Below are 22,451 nucleotides of genomic sequence, written 5' to 3'. Positions count from 1 at the left end.
GTGTCCGATGGGTATGAGGTAAGGGTCGAGCTAGGAGGCTGGACAAATGGGATCAATGCTCGTTCGCACAATAGCGGGCCTGTGTGTGGCAGGCATCGCAGCAACATCTGCAATCGCCCAACAGGCGACAAGCACCAACCGCGTTGCTGCAAAAACGGATTGGAGCGTTTTTGTCGAAGACGATCCCACCGAATGCTGGAGCGTCTCGGCACCCAAGGAAACCGTAAACACCCGCGGAGGACGTGTGGTTTCCGTACGGCGCAGCGATATCCTGCTGTTTGTGTTCTATCGTCCGAATGCCGAGGTGAAAGGCCAATTGACCTTTACTGGCGGCTACCCGTTTGCCGCGGGTTCGACGGTGAACCTGAATGTGGACGGGACCGAGTTCGAACTGTTCACAGAAGGCGAATGGGCCTGGGCCGCATCGGATGCGGATGATGCAAAGATCATCACCGCCCTGAAGCGCGGAACCGAGGCGGTACTGACCGCCCGGTCCGAGCGCGGGACGCAGACGAAAGACACCTTCTCGCTGCTGGGCTTTACCGCAGCGATTGAAGACGCTGAGAAGCGCTGCACCAACTGATCTTGTCGCGTCGAGTGTTGAAAAGGCCCCGCCTCGTAGCGGGGCTTTTGACGTCTGGTCATCTGCCAGTTTTGATCCGTATCAAAGTTTCGCACTCGGCAATGTGAACTAAGTGGTTCAGCCACCTAGAGAGGACATCGTGATGAAACAGAAAACTTGGATCACTCTGGTTCTTGCCGCATCCGTCGCCGTGCTGAGCGCTTGCGAGAAGAACGCTGATTCCTATCCGATATCGGGCGAGCAATGTGGCCCGGAAGATCCGGTTCAGACCCTGGACGCCAGTGATTGCTACACACCGCCGCCGGTAAACTGATCAAAAAGGCCCGGCATGTGCGTCGTGCCGGGCCTGCCGGCTTAGGAAACCTTTTGAACTTTGCGCAGGTTCCTATATAGAGGCGCATCCCAAGCCCGATTCCTTTGAGATACGCCAATGTCGCCCAAAGCGCCGATCACCCAAGACGTCATGACCATCCCGCGCAAACTGCTCGACGGGAAGATCAACCTTGTCGGCCTTACGCGCGACAGGTTGCGCGACACCTTGATTGAACACGGCACGCCCGAGAAACAGGCCAAGATGCGCACCGGCCAGATCTGGCAGTGGATCTATCAATGGGGTGTACGCGATTTTGCCCAGATGACCAATCTCGCCAAAGCCTATCGCGCACAACTGGCCGAGCATTTCGTGATCGAAATCCCCGAAGTGGTGACGCGTCAGGTGTCCGAGGATGGTACCCGAAAGTATCTGTGCCGCATCGCCGGCGGGCATGAGGTCGAGGTGGTCTATATCCCCGAAGAAGATCGCGGAACCCTGTGCATCTCGTCTCAGGTGGGCTGTACGCTGACCTGTTCGTTCTGTCACACCGGAACCCAAAAACTTGTACGAAACCTGACATCCGCAGAAATCGTCGGCCAGATCATGATGGCGCGCGACGATCTTGAAGAATGGCCAACCCCCGGCGCACCCAAGGACGAAACTCGCCTGCTGTCGAACATCGTTCTGATGGGCATGGGCGAGCCGCTTTACAATTTCGAAAACGTCCGCGACGCGATGAAAATCGCCATGGACCCCGAGGGCATTTCTCTGTCACGCCGGCGGATTACCCTGTCGACCTCGGGCGTGGTGCCCGAGATCGCGCGCACGGCCGAGGAAATCGGGTGCCTGCTGGCGATCTCGTTCCACGCCACCACCGATGAAACCCGCGACGTTCTGGTGCCAATCAACAAACGTTGGAATATCGAGGAACTGCTGACAGCTTTGGCCAGCTATCCCAATGCTTCGAATTCCGAACGGATCACGTTTGAATATGTGATGCTGGATGGTGTGAATGACAGTGACGAAGATGCGCATCGTCTGATCGATCACATCAAGCGACACAACATTCCGGCCAAGATCAACCTGATCCCGTTCAACGAATGGCCCGGCGCACCGTACAAGCGCAGCTCGAACAACCGCATCCGCGCCTTCGCCAACATCATCTATCAGGCCGGCTATGCCTCGCCCATCCGCAAGACACGCGGTGAGGACATCATGGCGGCTTGCGGTCAGTTGAAGTCGGCGACCGAGCGGGCGCGCAAATCACGCAAACAAATCGAGGCCGAAACGGGTCTGAGCCGATAGGGTTTGGTCCATCTCGGCTTGGCTTGATCGGATCGCGCCTTAAGTGTTTTCTGGCTCTGTCTGCACGTCACAATTGTTTTGTTCAAACTTAATGTTTCAGATGCTGAAACCACATGCATAATTTGCTATATTTCTCGAGCCCGTCGCTGAATTTGCCTCTTCAATTCGATGCACAAGCCGGTGAGGTGTCCGGGTCAGAGATGGCGAGTTATTGCGATTCCGCTAGACTGTTCCAAGTGGTGCAGAAAGCGCTCAGGTGAACTGAATTTCAGGTGGGCCACGATTATGAATGCAAGTTCTTTTTCGATCATCCGTTTTGGTGCCGCTGCGCTTGCTATCGTCTCGGGTTCAGGCTTGGCCTTTGCTGACGGCCAGGACGCTCATATCGCAATCGAAAACCCTGCCGAGTTGAGCAAACAAGAGGCTTTGGAACACTACCGATCCCTCAATCGCCGCATGGCGCGTGGCTACGCCGTGGCGCAACTGGACCTAATCCTCAACTACCAAAGCTGGCCGCTTTTCAACGATGCGCCCTATATTTCGGCAACCCACGGGCAAAGGTATGTGAACAGCTATGCCAATCGCATGGCGCATAACTACGCGACGTTGCAGGAAGGTGAAGAACTTCCCATGGGGTCGGTTCTTGCCAAGGACAGCATGACCGTGACGGATGAAGGTCACGTGCATCCCGGTGCTATGTTCGTAATGGAGAAACTGGCAGAAGATGCCAGCCCGGACACGGCGGATTGGCGTTACATCATGGTCTTGCCGGACGGCTCGGTCTTTGGGGACACTATGGGCGACCGCGCCGGTGCCGTGGCCTATTGCCATGTCTGCCACGAACAGGTGGCAGATCGGGACTATACGTTTTACGTGCCGGAAGAGTATCGAACACGCGACTGAGCCGGCTCAGGCTTGTTGCGCGCCCGGCAGCTTCAGTTCCGTCGCCTCGCGGCGGCTGAGTTGTTCGCCTTGTTTGCGCTTTGACAGAACTTCACGGGCCAGCGCGTATTTGTCGTCCTGCCAGAAAATCAAGCAGCCGTTGCAACCTTTGCCACAGCAACCCTCGGTGCCGATGCGGTTGGTTTTGAAACGGCGTTCGGTGCCGTCTTCGCCGATCTTTTCAACCAAGGCGTCGCGACGGCGGGCATAGGCGCCAGGGTTGTCACGGCCCGAGGTTTCCAAACCCTGCACCAGCTTGTCAAAGCGGATGCGGCTCCAGTGTTCGTCGGTCAGGGCGCGTTCCTTGCGCAGAACGGAATAGACGGGGAACCGGGCGCGCAGATCGTCGATATCCTCGTGGTCGAACAGGGTGAAGGGCAGGCGGATCACTGTTTTGGTGCTGCCATGCACCACGTCCATCCGCGCACCATCGGATGCGCGTTCGAAATCATAAACCCGCAGCAGAACCGTCTCGCGCGAGATGGGCGAGACGAAATCCAGCACATCACCCGGTTCCAGCTTGTTCTTTACCTCGACCAGAAACGCATCCTCGGTCACTTCGGTGACGATCCCGGCATATTCCCACTGCGCGATGGACGCCGTGTGCTCGTAATCATGGGCGTAGTTGGTCAGCCGCCCTTCGTGGAACGCCAGCGTGTAGCCGCGGTTTCCCACGGTCTCCAGCTCGCGCATATAGGGTTTCGGGTCCCAGTTCTCGGGGTCGGCATAGTAATCGTCGATGGCCATGCGATAGGCGCGCGCGACGATGGCGGCATAATATTCCGATTTACCGCGCCCCTCGACCTTGAGGCTGTCCACGCCGATCTTCAGGTATTCGTCCAGCTTGGGCATGATGCACAGATCGCGCGAATTGAGGATGTACGAGCCACGATCGTCCTCTTCGATGGGCATCAGATCACCGGGGCGGCAGCCTTCCTCCAGCAGAAACTCGAACAGGTCGGCGTTTTCCTCCGTGATCCGCAATTCCTGATGGGTGCCGTCCTTCAGGCGCAGTTTCAGCGCATAGTTCCAGCGGCAGGAATTGGCGCAGTTGCCCTGGTTGGCGCCGCGTTCCGCCATGAAGTTCGATAGCAGGCAGCGGCCCGAATAGGTCATGCACATGGCACCGTGGACGAAGGCCTCGAGCTTGATGTCGGGGCATTTTTCACGGATCTCCACCAGTTCGGGGTAGGAAACCTCGCGCGCCAGAACCACCAGTTCCGCGCCCTGATCCTGCCAGAACTTCACCGACAGCCACGAACAGATATTGGCCTGGGTCGAGATATGCAGCGGCAGTTCCGGCGCGCGGTCCCGCACGTACTGAAACACGCCGGGGTCGGCGATGATCAACCCGTCCGGCTGCACTTTGCGGACCGTGTCGATATATTCGTCCAGCTTCGGGATGTCCTTGTTGTGCGAGAACAGGTTCAGCGTCAGATAGGCGCGCCGGCCATGGCTGTGGCAGAACTCGACCCCTTCGATCACCTCTTCCAGCGAAAACTCGGATTTCGTGCGCAGCGACATATCGGGCGTTCCCAGATACACCGCATCCGCCCCGTATAGGACAGCGAGTTTCAGCTTGCGCAGATTGCCCGCAGGCATCAGCAATTCGGATCTGGACTGGGTCATGGCGCCACCTGTCAAAGGATCAAGCCGGCCTTCTAATCCAAATGTTCCGAGTCCAAAACCCCGTTATCTGCGACGGAATCGCGCTGTACCGATGACCTTGACCAGTTGCTGCCGCACAGGTTCGGGCTGCGCCTCGATCGCGTTCAGAACTTCGCGCAGTTCGGCCCGCAGCCCATGCAACTGGTCGATCAGTGAGATCATCATCGACAGCGCATCGGCCTCCATGTCGTACTGTTCGTGCAACTCACAGGCCAGTTCCAGACGGGCGACGTCGATGTTTTGATAAACCAGCCCTTGATCCGACTGTTCTGGAATCACGATTTCCGCCGCCAGGTATTCGGTCAGGCGGTCCGAGGTCAGGCGGGTGACCGTTTCGATCAGTTCCTTTTCGGTCAGGGTCATGACGGCATTCCTTTCCGCGGATCGTAGCTGTGTGTTTTGCGCCAGGTCTCCATGAACTGTTTCAGATCGTCATCGATTTTGTTGGGCATCGAGACGGTCAGTTCGATCAACTGATCCCCACGCTCGGACGAGCCGCGTTTTTTGACACCCTTGCCCCGCAATCGCAGGGTTTTACCACTGCTGGTGCCCGCCGGTACGCTGACATTCACGCCGCCATCAATCGTAGGGGCGGGGACTTTGCCGCCCAGAATCGCCTCATCAATGCTGATGGGCAGCGTGATGTGGATGTCGTCGCCCTGACGATCAAACACCGGATGACTGGCGACCGAAACAGTTACCAGAGCGTCGCCAGGAGGGCCTTCGCCATATCCCGGGGCCCCTTTGCCCCGCAGGCGGATGGTTTGGCCGTCGGTAATACCTGCAGGGATTTTGACTTCGATCCGGTCGCCGTCTGGCAAGGTCAGTTTCTGGCTGGCACCGAACACGGCATCCAGAAAGCTGATCTGCAGCGAATAGTTCAGGTTGTGCCCCGGCGCGTGAAACTCATGGCCGCGCTGGCCGCCAAAACCGCCACGGCCCCTCATGAACTCGGCGAAGATGTCGGACATGTCGTCCGGGTCTGCCTGACGTCCGCGATAGGGGTTTCCAGCGGCTTCAGCATATTCACGGTAGTACTGTTGTTGCGGACGTTCCTGCCCCGAGGCGTCGATCTCACCATTGTCATACCGGGCACGGGTTTCCGGGTCTTTCAGCAGATCGTATGCGGCGGCGGCGGCTTTGAACTTTGCCTCAGCCTCGGCATCGCCGGGCTTCAGGTCCGGATGGCATTCCTTGGCGATGCGCCGATAGGCTTTCTTGATATCGGCGGCGCTGGCGTCTTTGGCCACGCCAAGAACGGAATAGGGATCGTCGCTCATCTCACACTCATGGCTCAGGGACAGGTCTGATCTTGATGAATGTGTTCTACCATGCGATTTCAACGGGTCAAAAGGAAGAGGCGATTGAATTGCCTCGTAAAATCCTGCAGGTCTGTTAACATTTCCATGTTTCTAATTGTTGATTGACGGAGATCGTCACATGTCGCGTAGAATTAAATCGGCTTTGGCCTTGCTGGCGGGGAATGCCATTGGGTTGTTGCTTGCCTCGCTGATACTGTCAGGATTTGCGATCAAGCCGATCTCTTTCATCGTCGTTGTAATCGTCTTCACCGTCGTGCAGCTGATTGCCGAACCCCTGATCCTGAAGCTGGGTGAAAAGAAAGCGCCTGCGCTGAAGGGCGGGATTGCTTTGATTGTGACCTTTGTGGGCCTGTTGGTGACTGATCTCATAACCGCTGGGCTGACCGTAGGTGGAGTTGCGAACCTGTTGGGAGCAACGCTGTTGGTCTGGCTGGGGGCGCTGATCGCCAGCGTTGTGCTGCCGATCTACGTGTTCAAAGAACTGCGCGAAGCCAAGAAGTAATCACAGCGCGTTCAGGCTGGCCTCGATGGCTTGCCACAGTTCTTCTACAGGTTCGCATCCGACGGACAGGCGGATGAAGGCGGGATCGACATCGTCGCCCCATCGCGCGCGCCGCTCGGCCGAGCTGTGGACGCCCCCGAATGACGTGGCCGGGCGCAGAAGCGGGCAATTGTTGATGAAGGCTTCGGCCTGTTCTTCGCTGTTCAGCGTCAGGGACAGAAGAAAGCCGAAACGTGTGGTCTGTTCTTGCGCCAGTTTATGCGACGGGTCGTTGGCCAGCCCGGGATAGCGCACCTGTTTCACTGCGGGATGTGCCGCCAGGCGTTCGGCCAATACTTCGGCCGAGCTGCACATCCGGTCGAACCGAACGTCCAGCGTTTCAAGGCCGCGATGCAGCAGCCATGCTTCATGTGGCCCCGGTATCGAGCCAGAGACTTTCCGCCATTCCCCGACCCGTTCCATGATGTCGCCGTTGCGGCTGGCCACATGACCCATCAGCATGTCGGAATGCCCGCCCATCGCCTTGGTATCGGACGAGACGACCACGTCGATGCCCAGATCAAGAGGACGCTGACCCAGCGGAGTCATCGTCGTATTGTCGGCAATGGTTATGCCCCCGGCAGCGCGCACCCGATCCGCCACCTCGGTCAGATCGATCATGTCCAACCCCGGATTCGAAGGGCTTTCGGCAAAGACCACATCGAACCCGTCAAAACCGCCTTCGGCAAAGGCGATGGTGGGGCGTTCTTCAACGATCACACCCAGCCGCGACAGGAAACGATCGGCCAAAAGGCGCGTCACGTAATAGCCGTCGGAGGGGATCAGCAGGCGTGATCCGGCCTTTACGGTGGCAAACAGTGCCGCGGAAATCGCCGCCATGCCCGAGGGAAAGCTGAGGCAGGGCGCGTCTTCCAAATGCGACAGAACATGCTCCAGATGCACCCAAGTCGGGTTGTCCACCCGGCCGTAACTCGCCCGCCCGTCCGGGGTGCCCGGCAGGTGGTACATGCTGCTTTGAGTCAGTGGCAGCGCTACGGGTTCGCCCTTGCTCAGGGTATTTCCACGCAGATGCAGCATCTCTCCGGTCTTGGGCGCCATGGTTCAGCGCCCCGGAATTTCGTCGCGGGGCGGGGCGGGCTCCCAGTTTTCGATGATCTCGACCGCCTCTTGCGCCGTGTCCACAAAGCGGAACAGATCAAGATCCTCGTCCGAGATGGTTCCGGCATCGGCCAGCGCTTTCCAGTTGATGACCTTTTCCCAGAATTCGCGACCAAACAGCAGGAAGGGCACGCGGTCCATCCGGCCGGTCTGAATCAGGGTCAGGGATTCGAACAGCTCGTCCATGGTTCCGAAACCGCCGGGGAAAATCGTGATGGCGCGGGCGCGCATCAGGAAGTGCATCTTGCGGATGGCGAAATAGTGAAAGTTGAAGCTGAGATCCGGCGTCACATAAAGGTTCGGGGCCTGTTCGTGCGGCAGAACGATATTCAACCCGATAGAACATCCGCCCGCATCCTGTGCCCCACGGTTGCCTGCTTCCATCACACCGGGGCCACCGCCCGTGACGATCACGTTTTCACGGCAGCCGGTCTCGTTCGATTTCACGGTCATCAGCCGCGCGAACTCGCGCGCCTCGTCGTAATAGGCCGACAGACCAGCCAGCGTTTCCGTTCGTGCGGTGTGTTTCTGCGATGGTTCAGGGATGCGCGCGCCGCCGAACATCACGATGGTCGAGGTGATCTCGCGTTCGCTCATGATCATCTCGGGTTTCAACAGTTCCAGTTGCAGACGTACCGGGCGCAGCTCGTCCCGGCACAGGAATTCGTCATCGGCAAAGGCAAGGCGATAGGCGGACGATCGCGTCTGCGGCGTGTCCGGCACTTCGCTCGCGGTCGAGCGATCTGTCTGCGCATCGCGAAACGGATTGTGGCGGTCTTCTCTCATGGGTGATCGATCCCTGCTTGCGTGTTTTCCAAACAGCTATAGGGTTCGCGGGCAGAGTGCCAGTCACGGAAAGACAAGAATGAATTGGAAGAGCGAAATATCAGCGGCGCGGGATCGTATCGCCGGACATACGCAGGTGACGCCGGTGATCGAGAGTCGAATTCCGGGCCATCCCATTGAGCTGAAGCTGGAGCACATGCAACACACGGGCAGTTTCAAGGCGCGCGGTGCGTTCAATACGTTGCTGAGCCTCGACGTACCCGATGCGGGTGTCGTGGCTGCATCCGGCGGCAATCATGGTGCAGCGGCGGCCTTTGCGGCGCAGGCGCTTGGATATACGGCCAAGATTTTCGTGCCCGAACTGGCGGGGCCATCCAAGATTGCATTGATCCGGCAAACCGGAGCGGATCTGAGCGTTGTGCCCGGCGAATACGCCAATGCGCTGACACAGGCGCAGGCGCATGAAGCGGAAACCGGAGCGATGCAGATTCACGCCTATGATGCGCCGGCTACCGTGGCGGGGCAGGGGACCTGCTTTGCGGAATGGGATGCGCAGGGTCTACAGGCAGATACGGTTCTGGTCGCCGTGGGCGGGGGTGGGCTGATCGCCGGGGCGTTGGCCTGGTTTGACGGAGCGCGCAAGGTCGTGGCGGTCGAACCCAAGACCTCTTGCGCATTGAATGCGGCGTTGCAGGCCGGTGAACCGGTGGATGTTTCCGTATCCGGGATCGCGGCAAACGCGCTGGGCGCGCGCCGGATCGGGCAGATCTGTTTCGACCTGGCACAGGGGATGACGTCGGTCCTGGTGTCGGATGATGCCATCGCGGCGGCGCAGAAGATGCTGTGGCAGGCGCATCGTATTCTGGTGGAGCCGGCGGGCGCCACGGCGTTGGCAGCCTTGACCTCGGGAGTGTATCGGCCCGAACCGGGCGAACGCGTGGCCGTTCTGGTGTGTGGTGCGAATATCGCCCCGGACCCGCTTGCGGGGTGAATTATCTGGTTGAGGATAGCTGTCGTAGATTTTATCTATAATTTATGACCGCTACGATCTCGGACACGATTTACCAGAACCTCAGCCAGCAAATCATAACCGGAGAGCTGAGCGCCGGGGAAAAGCTGCGGCAGGATCATATTGCCCGCACCTTCGACACCAGCCATGTTCCGGTGCGGGAAGCTCTGTTGCGGCTTGAGGCGCATGGATTGGCCCGGCACGAGCCGCGCCGGGGCATGCGGGTTACGGCGCTGGACCCGGCAGAGGTGCGAGAGGTCATCGAAATGCGCGTGGCGCTGGAAACACTGGCGTTGCAGCAATCGGTGCAGAACATGTCTCCGGTCGCATTGGACAAGATCGATCGCGCACGCATCGCCTGTGACGAGGCGCAGACGATGCCCCAATGGGAGGCGTTGAACAGAGCATTCCATCGCGCCATCCTGACACCTTGCGGGTTGCCCCGTCTGTTGCACACCATCGACGATCTACATATCGCAAGCGCACGCCACTTGTTTGCGCACTGGCGGTCGAAATGGGTGCAACAAACTGACAAGGATCACGCCGCACTTGTTCAGGCGCTCAGGCGGAAGGACCTGAGCACGGCAAAAGGTATTCTGACCCGACATATACGCCGCGCCAGCTGAATAGCGCCTTTCAGACGCAAAACGGCCCGTGTTCGTCGCATTGCGCCATTGGCCCGGCTTGCGTATAGGCCAAACCAACATGAACAGATTCTGTAGGGAGACGCCCCATGTCCAACGCGCAACTGGAAGCCGCCATCGAAGCCGCCTGGGAGGCACGCGACACGATCACACCCGCCACGGCAGGTGAACAACGCGAAGCGATCGAAGACACGCTGAATGCGCTGGACAGCGGGTCTCTGCGTGTTGCCGAAAAGCTGGAAAACGGTGACTGGCACGTGAACCAGTGGGCCAAAAAGGCGGTTCTGCTGGGCTTTCGCATCAAGGACATGGAAATTCAGACTGGCGGTCCGCAGGACGGCGGTTGGTGGGACAAGGTGGACAGCAAGTTCGCTGGTTGGGGTGAAGATCAATGGCGCTCGGCCGGGTTCCGCGCGGTTCCCAACTGCGTTGTGCGCAAGTCGGCCTATATCGCGCCTGGCGTGGTGCTGATGCCGTCCTTCGTCAACCTTGGCGCCTATGTGGATGAAGGCACCATGGTCGACACCTGGGCGACCGTCGGCTCATGCGCGCAGATCGGCAAAAACGTCCACCTGTCGGGCGGCGTAGGTATCGGCGGCGTGCTGGAGCCGATGCAGGCCGGCCCGACCATCATCGAGGACAACTGCTTTATCGGCGCGCGCTCCGAGGTGGTCGAGGGCTGCATCGTCCGCGAAGGCTCGGTTCTGGGTATGGGCGTGTTCATCGGCAAATCTACCAAGATCGTGGATCGGGAAACCGGCGAAGTGACATATGGCGAAGTCCCGCCCTATTCCGTGGTCGTTGCGGGTTCGATGCCGTCAAAGAACAACATCAGCCTGTATTGCGCGGTGATCGTGAAGCGGGTGGATGAAAAGACCCGGTCGAAAACCGGCATCAACGAATTGCTGCGGGACTGATCGCCCCGGTTGTACAGAAAGGCCGGAGCTGACCCGCTCCGGCCTTTCCAGTTTTTGGGGTGTTACGCGTATGTGACCGAACCTTGGTCAGAGCCGGTCCTGAGATTGTGTCCAGGCTCGGACGAACGCTCTGTGTGGATCAGCGATTTTCACCCTGCATAGCGTCAACTTCTGAGCTTCCTGCGTTGGTTTCCGTGCCTTCGCTTTCGTTGTCGCCGCCGCTTTCGCTGTCGCCTTCGCTTTCGTTGTCGCCGCCGCCTTCGTTTTCTCCACCACTCTCGTTATCGCCGCCGCCTTCGTTGTCGCCGCCGCTTTCGTTATCGCCGCCGCCTTCGTTATCGCCGCCGCCTTCGTTATCGCCGCCGCTTTCGTTATCGCCGCCGCTTTCGTTATCGCCGCCGCTTTCGTTGTCGCCGCCGCTTTCGTTATCGCCGCCGCCTTCGTTGTCGCCACCGCTCTCGCTATCGCTACCGCCTTCGCTTTCACCGCCGCCGTCTTGGGCGTAAGCTGCACTTGGCGTCGCAAAAGACAGCACGGTGACAGCAGGTACTCCGGAAAGCACAATCACACTTGCAGTTGTCATCATTAACTTGGACAGAACACTCATCTTAATTCTCCTGTAAAAAATGACTTACGCAGTGGCTGCATCTTAGAGTCGGCTTCTCTTCACCGTTGTGAAAGGCAGGAAACGCGTCGAACTCAGCAGGAAATGGCCAAAATTGAGGCCGAAATGTGGCAGAAATGTGCCCGATTCAACTCAGGGAATGGAGATGAAACGCTGCTCAATTTTTGGGCGAAAACGGGAAAAGGGCTTTGCTGAGTCGCATTTCTGCAAGTCCTCAGTGCCTATGGGCGGGGCAAGGGGCTGCGTAAGATCCCATACTTAAAGCTAGGATCGATGGAAGCAGTTGACCCTTCAAAACGCCGCGCGTAATGCAGGGCCCATGGAAAAGCGCAAGAAGCCCTCACGTCAGCAAGTCTATACCCTTCTGGTCCAGATCGGCCGTAAGGATGGCGACGGGCTGCCCGACGGTGCGACCGGGGCGGCACTGATCTGCTACGCCAGTGGCGTGGACGAAGCCGAAGCCGTGCGCGAGACGGTGGCTATTCTGAAGCAGGCCGACACCGCGCCTTTGGATGTCACCGGGTACGGGACCTTGGCCGAGCGTGAGGCACAGGGACATGAAATCGAACCTGACGAACGTGCCCTGATGCAGCGTGCTCTGGATGAAAACGCCGTGATCGTCGCGCAGATGACACCGTTCTTCGGAGACGAGGCGCAGGCCTAGTTCCGCATACCGAACCACTTGCGATAGATTTCGTCATAAGTTCCGTCTTCACGCAATGAAAGCAGAGCCTGGTTGACATCCTCGACCAGAGGCGACCCGGTCGGGAAAGCGATGCCATAGTTCTCGCGCAGGAAAACGCCGCCTGTCATCGACGCCGTTCGCCGGCCTTCATGGGCCGCATAGTAGGACAGGATTGGCGCGTCGAATACGACGGCATCCAGTTGTTTGGACTGGAACGCATCCAGCATCTGCTCCAGCCCGGGATAGCCGGTGAATTCAATATCACGCCGGTTCAGAAAACTTGCCGCGGTCGAGTCTGTGATTGTCCCGACACTTTTGCCATAAAGGTCATTCACCGAATTCACGCTGCCTGTGATCGCATCCACGGTCATGACCGAGGTGATGCGGGCCGTGAAAACGGACACGATGAACAGTGACGAAACAACCAGAACGACACCCAGAAGCCGGCCGAACGGCGTGCGCGGCATCCTCTCTTCGAACCCGCCGTTCACGACGAGGTTCAGCGCCCACCAGAACGAGGGAAACCATGCCTCGTTCAGCTTGCGATCGAAATAGGGTTGAGCACTACGCTCAAAGCTCCACATCAGCATGCCGCCGCCCAACAGAATGGCGAAGGCTAGGCCGATGGCGATAAACAACTCTTTTGAGAGCAGCGCATGCAGCAGCGAAGGCTGGCGCGCGGCTTCCGATGGCACCATGATCTGTAGGCCCGCCTCAAAGATCGGCTGGCTGAAGTCCATTTGCGTTTCCCGCAGCGCAGTGATCGAGATATTGGCGACCGCAAGATCGGCGGACCCATTCTGAACCGCCTCCAGCATATCCGAGAATGAATCGACCCGATTGATGGAATAGTCCCAGTTCAGCGCCTCTGATAGCGCGGCGAGAAGATCCATTGAAAAGCCGGTTTCCGCACCGTCTTCGACATAGGAAAACGGGGGGCGGGTCACCGTCGTAACCGTTAGAGACTGTGCCATGCTCTGCTGCGCGAGGACGGCGAAAGTCAGGCAGATCAGTGCGTAGAATGCGCGCTTCATTTTCATTCACCTGTTTCGCGGCCCTGTAACGCGATTGTGCGGCGGGCGGCAAGATGGTCGCCGGGTAAACCGCCATGATTTGTTGGGGTGTCGCTTTGATATCTGCGCAGTCGGGTGAAATGATATTTTTGCGAATTGGGGTTGGAAAACCGGCCAATTCGTTGAATCTGTGCGCGAACCCGCGAAAGATACAGTTCCAGAGGCCATTGCATGACCGACCCCGTCCAATTGACAGCCGATCTGATCCGTTGCCCATCGGTCACACCTGCCGAGGGTGGCGCGCTGGTTCTGCTGGGATCGGTGCTGGCGGATGCGGGGTTTGAATGCACGCGTGTCGACCGTGGTGGCGTCAGCAACCTGTTCGCACGATGGGGTCAAAAAGGCCATCCGCGGAGTTTCGGGTTCAACGGCCATACTGATGTTGTGCCGGTCGGCGACGAGGCCGCGTGGACGATGCCGCCTTTCGGGGCCGAAATACGCGATGGTGTGATGTATGGGCGTGGGGCAACGGATATGAAATCCGGCGTTGCGGCGTTTGCGGCGGCGGCAATCGATTTCGTGCGCGACACCCCACCGGACGGAGCCATCATCCTGACGATCACCGGCGACGAGGAAGGCGACGCGCTGGATGGCACGACCGCTTTGCTGGATTACATGGACGGCGCGGATGAACTTATGTCTGTCTGTTTGGTGGGTGAGCCGACCTGCCCGAACAAGATGGGCGAAATGATGAAGATCGGCCGTCGCGGGTCGATGACCGCATGGTTTACCATCACCGGTGTTCAGGGGCATTCGGCCTATCCGCATCGTGCCAAAAACCCGTTGCCAGCCATGGCGCGGCTGATGGATCGGCTGGCGGGGCACGAACTGGATCAGGGCACGGACCACTTCGATGCGTCGACATTGGCAGTGGTGACAATCGACACCGGGAATGCGGCCACCAACGTAATCCCGGCGCAGTGCAAGGGAACGGTGAATATTCGTTTCAATGATCTGCATTCCGGGGCCAGCCTGAGTGACTGGCTGAAGACGGAAGCAGATGAGGTGGCCGCTCAGTTCGGCGTTGAAATAGATGTCACAATCAAGATTTCAGGCGAAAGCTTTCTGACCCCGCCGGGGCCCTTGTCGGATCTGGTGGCCAAAGCGGTAGAGGCGGAAACAGGCGCATCGCCCGAGCTTTCGACGACCGGTGGTACGTCGGATGCGCGTTTCATCAAGAACCATTGCCCGGTTGTAGAGTTCGGTCTGGTCGGTCGCACGATGCATCAGGTCGACGAATGCGTCGAGGTGGCCCAGATCCAGCAACTCAAATCGATTTATACTCGTATCCTGACCGACTATTTCGCCTGATCCATGCAGCGCACATTGGTGATCATGGTGAAGGAACCTCAACCGGGCCGCGTCAAAACGCGGCTTGGGCGAGAAATCGGCATGGTCGCGGCGGCGTGGTGGTTTCGGCACCAGACCCGGTCCTTGATCCGGCGGCTGCGTGATCCCCGTTGGCGAATCGTTTTGGCCGTCTCACCCGATCAGCAGGGTCTGAACAGTCGGGTTTGGCCCGCTGACCTGCCGCGCGCCGCGCAGGGGCGTGGGGACCTGGGGGATCGCATGGGGCGGATGCTGCGCGGGATGCCCAAGGGGCCGGTTTGCCTGATCGGTGCGGATATTCCGGGCATTTCGCGCCGCCATATTGCCCGTGCCTTCGACGCATTGGGGCGTTCTCAAATGGTGTTTGGGCCAGCCCCGGATGGTGGCTATTGGCTGGTCGGCGCGCAACGATATGCAGCCTTGCCGGCAAGTCTGTTCCAAAACGTGCGCTGGTCGACGGAACACGCATTGGCTGACACGCTGGCCTCGATTTCTGGCGGTCGGGTGTCATTGCTTGATCAGCTGCGCGATGTGGATACGGTTGCCGATCTTGAACCCTGAGGCTTTTTGGTCATGACGCGGTCGCAAACGCGTGCTAGGCCGGACGTATGACTCGCATCCCTACCAAGCAGGAGGTCCTGGACTGGATCTCGGCGAACCCCACCCTGACCTCGAAACGCGATATCGCCAAAGCCTTTGGCATCAAGGGCGCGGATCGGATTGATCTGAAACGTATCCTCAAAGAGCTTGAGGCCGAAGGCCATCTTGAGAAGCGCAAGCGCAGTTACCGCGACCCGGATCGCCTGCCGCCGGTCAGCGTGTTACAGGTAAAGGCGCCGAATGCCGATGGCGACCTGTTCGCGCGGCCACTGGAATGGCATGGCGAGGGGGTCGAGCCCATCGTTCTGATCATTGCTCGTGCCAGCGACCCGGCGTTGGGCGAAGGTGATCGCATTCTGGCTCGTCTGACCGTGGTGCATGAGGAAGACCACAATTACGAAGCCCGCCTGATCCGCCGTATCGGGACGAACCCTCGGAAAATCGTGGGTATCTTCCGCAAAGGGGCTGAAGGCGGGCGGATCGTGCCGATCGACAAGGCCGGATCGACCGAATGGCTGGTGGCCGAAGGCGCTGCGCTGGGCGCCAGGGATGGCGAACTGGTCGAGGCTGAACAAGCCGGGCCGAAAAACCGCATGGGGCTGCCACGCGCGCGTATCGTAGAACGGCTGGGCGACCCGACTGCGCCCAAGGCCGTTTCGTTGATCGCGATCCATCAGCACGGCATCCCGGATGATTTCCCCGACAAGGTGATTGCCGAGGCCGACAAGGCCAAACCTGTTGGCCTGAAAGGCCGCGAGGATCTGCGGGATATGCCTTTGCTGACGATAGATCCCTCGGACGCGCGCGATCATGACGACGCCTGTTATGCCCATGCAGACGATGATCCCAAGAACCCCGGAGGGCACGTCATCTGGGTCGCCATTGCTGATGTCGCCGCCTATGTGCGGCCCGGCACCGCGCTGGACCGCGAGGCGCGCAAGCGCGGCAATTCCAGCTATTTCCCCGACCGCGTCGTGCCGATGCTGCCCGACCGTCTGTCGGGTGATCTGTGTTCGCTGCATGAAGGAGTGCCGCGCGCCTGTATCGCGGTGCGGATGCAGATCGACGCAAACGGCAACAAGATCGACCACCGGTTCGTGCGCGGGCTGATGCGCTCGGCCGCGTCCCTGAACTATGCCGAGGTGCAAGAGGCCATCGACGGCACCCCCAATGACCGGACTGGCCCGCTGCTGGAGTCGGTTCTAAAACCGCTTTATGCTGCATATGCCGCGCTGAAAAAGGCCCGTGCTGATCGCCAGCCGCTGGAGTTGGACCTGCCGGAACGCAAGATCGTGCTGAACGACAAGGGCGAGGTCGAAAGCGTGGCCTTCCGCGAGCGGCTGGACGCGCACCGGCTGATCGAGGAATTCATGATCCTGGCGAACGTGGCCGCCGCCGAGACGCTGATCGCCAAGCGCAGCCCGCTCCTGTTCCGGGTGCACGAAGAACCCGCGCCCGAAAAACTGGAAAGCCTGCGCGAGACGGCGCAGGCCGCCGGGCTGAATCTGGCCAAGGGGCAGGTGCTCCAGACCCGTCACCTGAACGCGCTGCTGAATGCTGCCGCCGGTACCGAGGATGCCGAGCTAATCAATCTCAGCACCTTGCGGTCGATGGCGCAGGCCTATTACAGCCCGGAAAACTACGGCCATTTCGGGCTGGCGCTGCGCAACTACGCACATTTCACCTCGCCCATCCGGCGCTATGCCGACCTGATCGTGCACCGGGCGCTGATCTCGGCCCATGGCTGGGGCAAGGACGGGCTGACTGAGGACGAAATTGCCCGGCTCGAAGAAACGGCCACGCATATTTCAGATACCGAACGCCGCTCGATGATGGCCGAGCGCGATACGACCGACCGCTATCTGGCGGCTTATCTCAGCGAACGTGTGGGCAACGAATTCACCGGGCGGATCAGTGGCATTGCCCGGTTCGGGGCCTTCGTGAAAATGGACGAAACGGGCGCGGATGGCCTGGTGCCGGTGCGGTCTTTGGGGCGCGAATTCTTCCATTTTGATCGAGAGGCCGGAACGCTGATGGGCTCGGATTCCGGGCTGATCATCGCCATCGGCCAGCGGGTCACGGTGCGGCTGACCGAGGCGACACCTGTGACCGGCGGGTTGGAGCTGGAACTGCTGTCCATCGACGATCAGGCCCTGCCGCGCGGGCGCGGGCCCGCCAAGCGGTCGACGCGACGCAAGGCAGCCAGCACCAAGCGCAAGAAGGACAAGATCAAGCGCAAGGTCGAACGCAAGCGCCGTCAAAGGTGATAGGTCAGCGCCCGGGCAATCAGCCAGCCATGGCGGGTTTCATCGATCTGGCTCGGGTCATCGAACAGAATGGCCCGGTTTCCGTCAATCCGGTCCTCGCCCGGAAAGGCCGTGGTGAAATCACCGATCAATCGGCTTTGGCAGTGCACGAACAGTGCGAAATCCGCGGATTTGTGAGCCCCCAGCCGGATCGTTGATCCTTTGGGGGCAAGATAGGCGGGCTGGCCCCAGCGCAGCTCTTCTCGCAATGGATTGGCGGCGGGCAGAGACTCTGCTGTGTTCAGTATCAGGTCGCGAAGAGCCAGGGCCCCCGCGCGTGCTTGCGGGGGCATGGCTTCAAAGGCCGAGGCGACCGAGGGGTAATCAAAAGGTTTCATGCAATCGGTATCGCCTGTTCCATCCGGTCTACGTAACTGTTCAACAGATTATCCTGTTTGATCCTGCGGGTCAGTGGGGTATCGGCAGGCGTTCCGCGCATGGCGGCGAGCATCGGGCCGACGCTCATATCTGCTGAAGTCGGTTGATCCGCCAGCAGGAAGCGGGATTGCCACAGATGGGCCGAGATCGCCTCGAGATCGCGTTCGACCCGGTCCATGCGCTCGGGCAACGAGAACCGGCCGATCCCTTGTGACGTGATCCCTTTCAGAACGGATTTTCGGATCGCATTGGACGCCGGCTTTCGGATCAGAGCCGGAATTCCAGTGAAAAAGGTTTCGCGAAGGATCGGCCAGACCTCGTCATTGCCCCAGCGGTCCAGAACGATGTGGAAATACAGATGCTCTTCGGCCATTCGTACCAGCGCGCGGGATTGCGCTTTTTCCACATCCGAAAGCCCCTGATCGAACTCCGCCCCCTTCTGTTCCAGCCAATCGCGGATCAGATCGCTGTCTGGTATCAACCGCTCTGGCGTGCGCAGCACTGGCAGTTTTTGATGCGGCATCCTGCGCGGGTCAAGCATGTCCGAACGCTGCCAGACCTGACCGGAGTGCTGAAGCATCAAGGCTGTCTTGACGCAGAACGGGCTGGCGCTGAACAGTCCGAAAGCGGAAGGATAGGTGAGAAGGGTCAGCATCGCGTGGCTCCGTGTTTTTGACGTGCCGGATGAGTAAACCGGCCTGATGACAGTTTTTGTCATTAGGGATAGGCTAGGGTTCATCATGTCCCGCACCGCCCGATTGTTCCAACTGATGCAAGCTCTGCGTTCTGGCCCATCGCCCAGAACGTCTGAACAACTGGCGCAGGATCTGGGAGTTTCTGCCAGGACGATACACAGGGATATTGACGCGCTGCGTGGTCTGGGGGCCGTTATCGACGGTGAGGCAGGGTTTGGGTTCACCCTGATCGAAGATGCCACTTTGCCGCCATTGGGTTTCACCGATGACGAGCTTGAGGCCCTGGTTCTTGGCCTGCGCGAAGTTCAGGTGATTGGTGACCCGGCCTTGTCAGATGCAGCCAGCGCCGCCCTGCGGAAATTGCAGGGGCGATTGCCACAGCGACAATCCCATCGGCTGAGCCACGCGGTTCTGGCGGCAACGCGGTTCAATCGCCCGCCCGCGCCGACAATCGACGTGGCCATTTTGCGGCAGGCGACGTGGGACGAACGCGCGGTCGAGTTCTCGTACACGGACGCAAAAGGCGATGCCACACATAGACGGGTCAACCCGCTGAGCATCGTCTATATGGATCGATCAAATGTGTTGCTCGGCTGGTGCCACCTGAGACAGGATTTTCGCGTCTTCCGGTTGGATCGCATGCAGGACATGTCCGTGACAGATCAAAGCTTTAGACCGAACCGGGTGCCCATGCTGCGCGAAGTTTTGGCGCAAATCCGCGCAGCGCGCGCAGCGCAAGAACGCGATGAGGGTGCCTGAGACTTTGTGATTCGCCGATTTTGCGCTACCCTGAGGTCGAGCAGTAATCAGGAAAAATCGGAATGCAAAAATGCGTAGGCGGCGTCATGACCGTCGCATTGTGGGCATCCATGGTGCAGGCGGACATATCAGAAAAAACGACTTGGCCAGACAGTGCAGTGTCAGGCGAAAAGATACAGCTGGCCTCGGCGGATGTGGCGGTTTCGATCCGTCCGGTCCCGCGCCCGGCGGTTGAGGCTTTGCGGGTGTCCGCGGCCGTGACCGCACGGTTTCAGGCCTGGCTCGGCGCGTTTCAGGAGCGCGCGAAGCAGCAGGGTATATCGGAAAGAACATTGAACAGGGTGTTCTCGGACATGATCTTTGACGAGGACATCCTGAAACGAGACCGCAATCAGGCTGAATTTTCGAAACCGATCTGGGAGTATCTGGATTCCGCCGTCTCGGACATGCGCGTTTCCAATGGTCGTGCCGCGATGCAACGATATCGGCAGGTGTTGCAGCAAATCGAGGCGGAATATGGCGTTGAAAAAGAAGTGGTCACGGCGATCTGGGGGCTGGAAACATCATTCGGCTCTTATCGTGGCAGCAACCGGACGCTGAGTTCCTTGGCGACACTGGCCTTTGATGCACGGCGGGCGCAGTTCTTTGAAACGCAGTTAATCGCCGCCCTGAGGATCGTGCAGGCAGGTGATGTCAGCGCCAAAAATATGCTGGGCAGCTGGGCAGGTGCGATGGGGCACACGCAGTTCATGCCAACCTCGTATCTGGATCACGCAGTTGATTTCGATGGCGATGGTCGGCGTGACATCTGGTCGGATGATCCGACGGATGCGCTGGCCTCGGCCGCGTCCTATCTGGCGCGGCACGGTTGGAAAAAGGGGCAGCCCTGGGGCGTCGAGGTGCGCTTGCCCGAAGGGTTCGACTATGCCATCGCCAAACGGGACTACACTCTGCTGCCGTCAGATTGGGCGGCGCGTGGCGTGGTGGGGCGTGACGGCAAACCGGTACCGGATCACGGGCAAGCCGCAATCCTTTTGCCCGCCGGGGGGCAGGGCGTGGCGCTGATGATTTTCGACAATTTCAGCGTGATCGAGGCCTATAACGGCGCCGACGCTTATGTGATCGGTATCGGGCACCTTTCCGACCGGCTTGCGGGTGGCACACCGTTTCAGTCCGACTGGCCCCGAGGTGAGCGGGCGCTGAGCTTCACCGAGAAGAAAGAGCTGCAAACCCGCCTGACTGATGCAGGGTTCGATACAAAGGGTATCGATGGGCGCACCGGGCCGAACACCATCAATGCGGTTCGCGCCTACCAACTGGCGCAGGGTTTGGTGCCGGACGGCTATCCAACTGCGACACTTTTGGAGCGGCTGAGGTGAACGATAAGAGGCGACCCAGACGGGCCGCCCCTTTATAGAAGCCTTTTTCTGAACTCAGGATGCGGCTTTCATCAGCCCCTGAGCGATGATCTCGGCCTGCGCTTCGTCCAGCGATTTGTAAATCCGCACGAACATCTCGTCGATATCCGCCGGGGTCAGGATCAGCGGCGGCGAGATGATCATGCGGTCGCCCACATGGCGCATGATCAGATTGTTGGCAAAGCAACGGTCACGGCAGATATAACCGACCGTGCCGGGCTCGGACGCGAACTTGGCGCGGCTGGCTTTGTCGGGTGTCAGAGCGATGGAGGCCATCATTCCGACAATCTTCGCCTCACCCACCAGCGGGTGATCGGCCAGCGCCTCCCATTTCTCTTTCAGATAGGGGGCGGCAACATCGCGCACATGCTCGACGATCTTCTCTTCTTCCAAAATGCGCAGGTTCTCAAGCGCCACGGCGGCGGCGACGGGGTGGCCGGAATAGGTGTACCCGTGGTTGAATTCCGTCCCGCCAATCACTTCGGCGATCTCGTCATTCACGATGGACCCGCCGATCGGCGCATAGCCCGAGCTGAGCCCCTTGGCGATGGTCATGATATGCGGTTTGATGCCCACGGTTTGCGATCCGAACCAGTTGCCGGTTCGGCCGAACCCACAGATCACCTCGTCTGCAATCAACAGGATATCGTATTTGTCGCAGATGCGCTGAATTTCCGGCCAGTAGGTATCGGGCGCCACGATCACGCCGCCTGCACCCTGAACCGGCTCGGCGATGAAGGCCGCGACACGGTCCTCGCCCAGCTCCTGTATGGCCTCTTCCAGCTCGCGCGCGCGGGCCAGGCCGAATTCCTCGGGCGACATGTCGCCGCCTTCGGCCCACCAGTTGGGTTGGTTGATGTGGTGAATGTTCGGGATCGGAATGCCGCCCTGCGCATGCATGCCTGCCATGCCGCCCAGCGAAGCCGACCCGACGGAAGACCCGTGATACGCGTTTTTCCTGCTGATGATGATATTTTTGTCCGGCTGCCCCTTCTCGGCCCAGTATGTGCGCACGAGGCGGATATTGGTGTCGTTTGCCTCGGACCCGCCAGCTGCGAAAAAGACATGGTTCAGATCACCTGGTGCCAGTTCGGCGATTTTGGCCGCCAGTGCGATTGCCGGCACATGGGTCGTCTTGAAGAAGGTGTTGTAGTAGGGCAGTTCGCGCATCTGACGCGCCGCGACATCGGCCAGCTCATCGCGGCCATAACCGATATTGACGCACCAAAGACCTGCCATTGCGTCCAGGATTTCCTCACCTTCGCTGTCGGTCAGGTAAACCCCGCTGGCGCGTGTAATCACGCGGGCCCCTTCCTGCCCCAGCGCACCATTGGCCGAGAAAGGATGGATGTGATGCGCCGCATCCAGCGCCTGCAATTCGGCGGTCGGCATATGGTTGGTTATGGTGGACATCGGAGAATCTCCTACAAGAAC

General features: G+C 59.5%; 24 protein-coding genes. 14 read left to right on the top strand and 10 right to left on the bottom strand.

Going from position 1 to position 22,451, the window contains the following annotated elements; translation table 11 throughout:
• Positions 1 to 46 precede the first annotated feature (46 nt).
• From GOW09_RS18410 to GOW09_RS18395, 4 genes are all read left to right on the top strand, one after another.
• Positions 47 to 583 (top strand): invasion associated locus B family protein, encoded by a 537-nt coding sequence (locus GOW09_RS18410; protein ID WP_171119964.1) that lies wholly within the window; start codon positions 47 to 49, stop codon positions 581 to 583.
• Between the two features lie 142 nt (positions 584 to 725).
• Positions 726 to 896, top strand: coding sequence for a hypothetical protein (locus GOW09_RS18405; RefSeq protein ID WP_171119963.1), 171 nt, complete (start codon positions 726 to 728; stop codon positions 894 to 896).
• A gap of 117 nt (positions 897 to 1,013) precedes the next feature.
• A complete protein-coding gene (gene rlmN / locus GOW09_RS18400) occupies positions 1,014 to 2,201 on the top strand; it encodes a 23S rRNA (adenine(2503)-C(2))-methyltransferase RlmN (protein ID WP_171119962.1) in 1,188 nt (395 codons plus the stop codon).
• A 285-nt stretch (positions 2,202 to 2,486) separates the two neighbouring features.
• The gene (locus GOW09_RS18395; RefSeq protein WP_171119961.1) at positions 2,487 to 3,104 is read left to right on the top strand and encodes a cytochrome P460 family protein; all 618 of its coding nucleotides are present in this window, start codon (positions 2,487 to 2,489) and stop codon (positions 3,102 to 3,104) included.
• Between the two features lie 6 nt (positions 3,105 to 3,110).
• On the opposite strand, the gene GOW09_RS18390 is transcribed toward GOW09_RS18395, so the two are convergent.
• From GOW09_RS18390 to GOW09_RS18380, 3 genes are all read right to left on the bottom strand, one after another.
• The gene (locus tag GOW09_RS18390) at positions 3,111 to 4,772 is read right to left on the bottom strand and encodes a U32 family peptidase (RefSeq protein ID WP_171119960.1); all 1,662 of its coding nucleotides are present in this window, start codon (positions 4,770 to 4,772) and stop codon (positions 3,111 to 3,113) included.
• 63 nt (positions 4,773 to 4,835) lie between these two features.
• Complete coding sequence (locus GOW09_RS18385) at positions 4,836 to 5,174, bottom strand: hypothetical protein (protein ID WP_170345537.1); 339 nt, start codon at positions 5,172 to 5,174, stop codon at positions 4,836 to 4,838.
• Positions 5,171 to 6,091, bottom strand: a complete 921-nt coding sequence (locus GOW09_RS18380; RefSeq protein ID WP_171119959.1) for a DnaJ C-terminal domain-containing protein — start codon at positions 6,089 to 6,091, stop codon at positions 5,171 to 5,173. Before GOW09_RS18380 ends, GOW09_RS18385 begins: the two co-directional genes overlap by 4 nt.
• A 160-nt stretch (positions 6,092 to 6,251) precedes the next feature.
• On the opposite strand from GOW09_RS18380, the gene GOW09_RS18375 reads away from it, so the two are divergent.
• Positions 6,252 to 6,635 carry a hypothetical protein gene (locus GOW09_RS18375; protein WP_171095725.1) on the top strand — a complete coding sequence of 128 codons (384 nt, stop codon included), beginning with the start codon at positions 6,252 to 6,254 and terminating at the stop codon, positions 6,633 to 6,635.
• On the opposite strand, the gene GOW09_RS18370 is transcribed toward GOW09_RS18375, so the two are convergent.
• Positions 6,636 to 7,733, bottom strand: coding sequence for a cystathionine gamma-lyase (locus GOW09_RS18370; RefSeq protein ID WP_171119958.1), 1,098 nt, complete (start codon positions 7,731 to 7,733; stop codon positions 6,636 to 6,638).
• Positions 7,734 to 7,736: 3 nt separating this feature from the next.
• The gene (locus GOW09_RS18365; protein ID WP_152459318.1) at positions 7,737 to 8,579 is read right to left on the bottom strand and encodes a TIGR00730 family Rossman fold protein; all 843 of its coding nucleotides are present in this window, start codon (positions 8,577 to 8,579) and stop codon (positions 7,737 to 7,739) included.
• Between the two features lie 79 nt (positions 8,580 to 8,658).
• Between GOW09_RS18365 and GOW09_RS18360 the strand changes: the two genes are divergently transcribed.
• The 3 genes from GOW09_RS18360 (at position 8,659) to dapD (ending at position 11,149) form a co-directional block, all read left to right on the top strand.
• Complete coding sequence (locus tag GOW09_RS18360) at positions 8,659 to 9,570, top strand: threonine/serine dehydratase (RefSeq protein ID WP_171119957.1); 912 nt, start codon at positions 8,659 to 8,661, stop codon at positions 9,568 to 9,570.
• A 44-nt stretch (positions 9,571 to 9,614) separates the two neighbouring features.
• On the top strand, positions 9,615 to 10,214 hold the full coding sequence (locus GOW09_RS18355; RefSeq protein WP_171119956.1) for a GntR family transcriptional regulator: 600 nt from the start codon (positions 9,615 to 9,617) through the stop codon (positions 10,212 to 10,214).
• 107 nt (positions 10,215 to 10,321) lie between these two features.
• Positions 10,322 to 11,149 (top strand): 2,3,4,5-tetrahydropyridine-2,6-dicarboxylate N-succinyltransferase, encoded by an 828-nt coding sequence (dapD, locus tag GOW09_RS18350; protein ID WP_171119955.1) that lies wholly within the window; start codon positions 10,322 to 10,324, stop codon positions 11,147 to 11,149.
• A 139-nt stretch (positions 11,150 to 11,288) separates the two neighbouring features.
• Here the strand turns inward: dapD and GOW09_RS22260 are convergent, their stop codons facing one another.
• Positions 11,289 to 11,756, bottom strand: coding sequence for a hypothetical protein (locus GOW09_RS22260; protein ID WP_174829458.1), 468 nt, complete (start codon positions 11,754 to 11,756; stop codon positions 11,289 to 11,291).
• 337 nt (positions 11,757 to 12,093) lie between these two features.
• Between GOW09_RS22260 and GOW09_RS18340 the strand changes: the two genes are divergently transcribed.
• The gene (locus GOW09_RS18340; RefSeq protein WP_171119954.1) at positions 12,094 to 12,438 is read left to right on the top strand and encodes a hypothetical protein; all 345 of its coding nucleotides are present in this window, start codon (positions 12,094 to 12,096) and stop codon (positions 12,436 to 12,438) included.
• On the opposite strand, the gene GOW09_RS18335 is transcribed toward GOW09_RS18340, so the two are convergent.
• Positions 12,435 to 13,493 (bottom strand): transporter substrate-binding domain-containing protein, encoded by a 1,059-nt coding sequence (locus GOW09_RS18335; protein ID WP_171119953.1) that lies wholly within the window; start codon positions 13,491 to 13,493, stop codon positions 12,435 to 12,437. The genes GOW09_RS18340 and GOW09_RS18335 overlap by 4 nt on opposite strands.
• Before the next feature lie 210 nt (positions 13,494 to 13,703).
• Between GOW09_RS18335 and dapE the strand changes: the two genes are divergently transcribed.
• From dapE to rnr, 3 genes are read left to right on the top strand one after another with little or no spacing between them, the layout of a single operon-like run.
• On the top strand, positions 13,704 to 14,843 hold the full coding sequence (gene dapE / locus GOW09_RS18330) for a succinyl-diaminopimelate desuccinylase (RefSeq protein ID WP_171119952.1): 1,140 nt from the start codon (positions 13,704 to 13,706) through the stop codon (positions 14,841 to 14,843).
• A gap of 3 nt (positions 14,844 to 14,846) precedes the next feature.
• Positions 14,847 to 15,422 carry a TIGR04282 family arsenosugar biosynthesis glycosyltransferase gene (locus GOW09_RS18325; RefSeq protein ID WP_171119951.1) on the top strand — a complete coding sequence of 192 codons (576 nt, stop codon included), beginning with the start codon at positions 14,847 to 14,849 and terminating at the stop codon, positions 15,420 to 15,422.
• A 47-nt stretch (positions 15,423 to 15,469) separates the two neighbouring features.
• Positions 15,470 to 17,728, top strand: a complete 2,259-nt coding sequence (gene rnr / locus GOW09_RS18320; RefSeq protein ID WP_171119950.1) for a ribonuclease R — start codon at positions 15,470 to 15,472, stop codon at positions 17,726 to 17,728.
• Here the strand turns inward: rnr and GOW09_RS18315 are convergent.
• Both GOW09_RS18315 and GOW09_RS18310 read right to left on the bottom strand, forming a co-directional pair.
• Entirely contained in the window at positions 17,719 to 18,105 is a 387-nt protein-coding gene (locus GOW09_RS18315; RefSeq protein WP_171119949.1) for a DUF1801 domain-containing protein, read from the bottom strand. The two genes, rnr and GOW09_RS18315, sit on opposite strands and share 10 nt — an antisense overlap.
• The gene (locus GOW09_RS18310; protein ID WP_171119948.1) at positions 18,102 to 18,800 is read right to left on the bottom strand and encodes a glutathione S-transferase family protein; all 699 of its coding nucleotides are present in this window, start codon (positions 18,798 to 18,800) and stop codon (positions 18,102 to 18,104) included. The genes GOW09_RS18315 and GOW09_RS18310 overlap by 4 nt, the downstream gene beginning before the upstream one ends.
• A gap of 85 nt (positions 18,801 to 18,885) precedes the next feature.
• On the opposite strand from GOW09_RS18310, the gene GOW09_RS18305 reads away from it, so the two are divergent.
• Both GOW09_RS18305 and GOW09_RS18300 read left to right on the top strand, forming a co-directional pair.
• Positions 18,886 to 19,599 carry a YafY family protein gene (locus tag GOW09_RS18305; RefSeq protein ID WP_171119947.1) on the top strand — a complete coding sequence of 238 codons (714 nt, stop codon included), beginning with the start codon at positions 18,886 to 18,888 and terminating at the stop codon, positions 19,597 to 19,599.
• Positions 19,600 to 19,661: 62 nt separating this feature from the next.
• Positions 19,662 to 20,978 (top strand): lytic murein transglycosylase, encoded by a 1,317-nt coding sequence (locus tag GOW09_RS18300; RefSeq protein ID WP_171119946.1) that lies wholly within the window; start codon positions 19,662 to 19,664, stop codon positions 20,976 to 20,978.
• 54 nt (positions 20,979 to 21,032) lie between these two features.
• Here GOW09_RS18300 and GOW09_RS18295 read toward each other — a convergent pair whose 3' ends face one another.
• On the bottom strand, positions 21,033 to 22,430 hold the full coding sequence (locus GOW09_RS18295) for an aspartate aminotransferase family protein (protein ID WP_171119945.1): 1,398 nt from the start codon (positions 22,428 to 22,430) through the stop codon (positions 21,033 to 21,035).
• Positions 22,431 to 22,451: the final 21 nt, after the last annotated feature.

This window comes from Ruegeria sp. HKCCA5463, assembly GCF_013034175.1.
Taxonomy (GTDB): Bacteria; Pseudomonadota; Alphaproteobacteria; order Rhodobacterales; family Rhodobacteraceae; genus Ruegeria.
The sequence above is the reverse complement of the archived record's forward strand: the minus strand, read 5'-3'. Positions and strand labels throughout refer to the sequence as shown.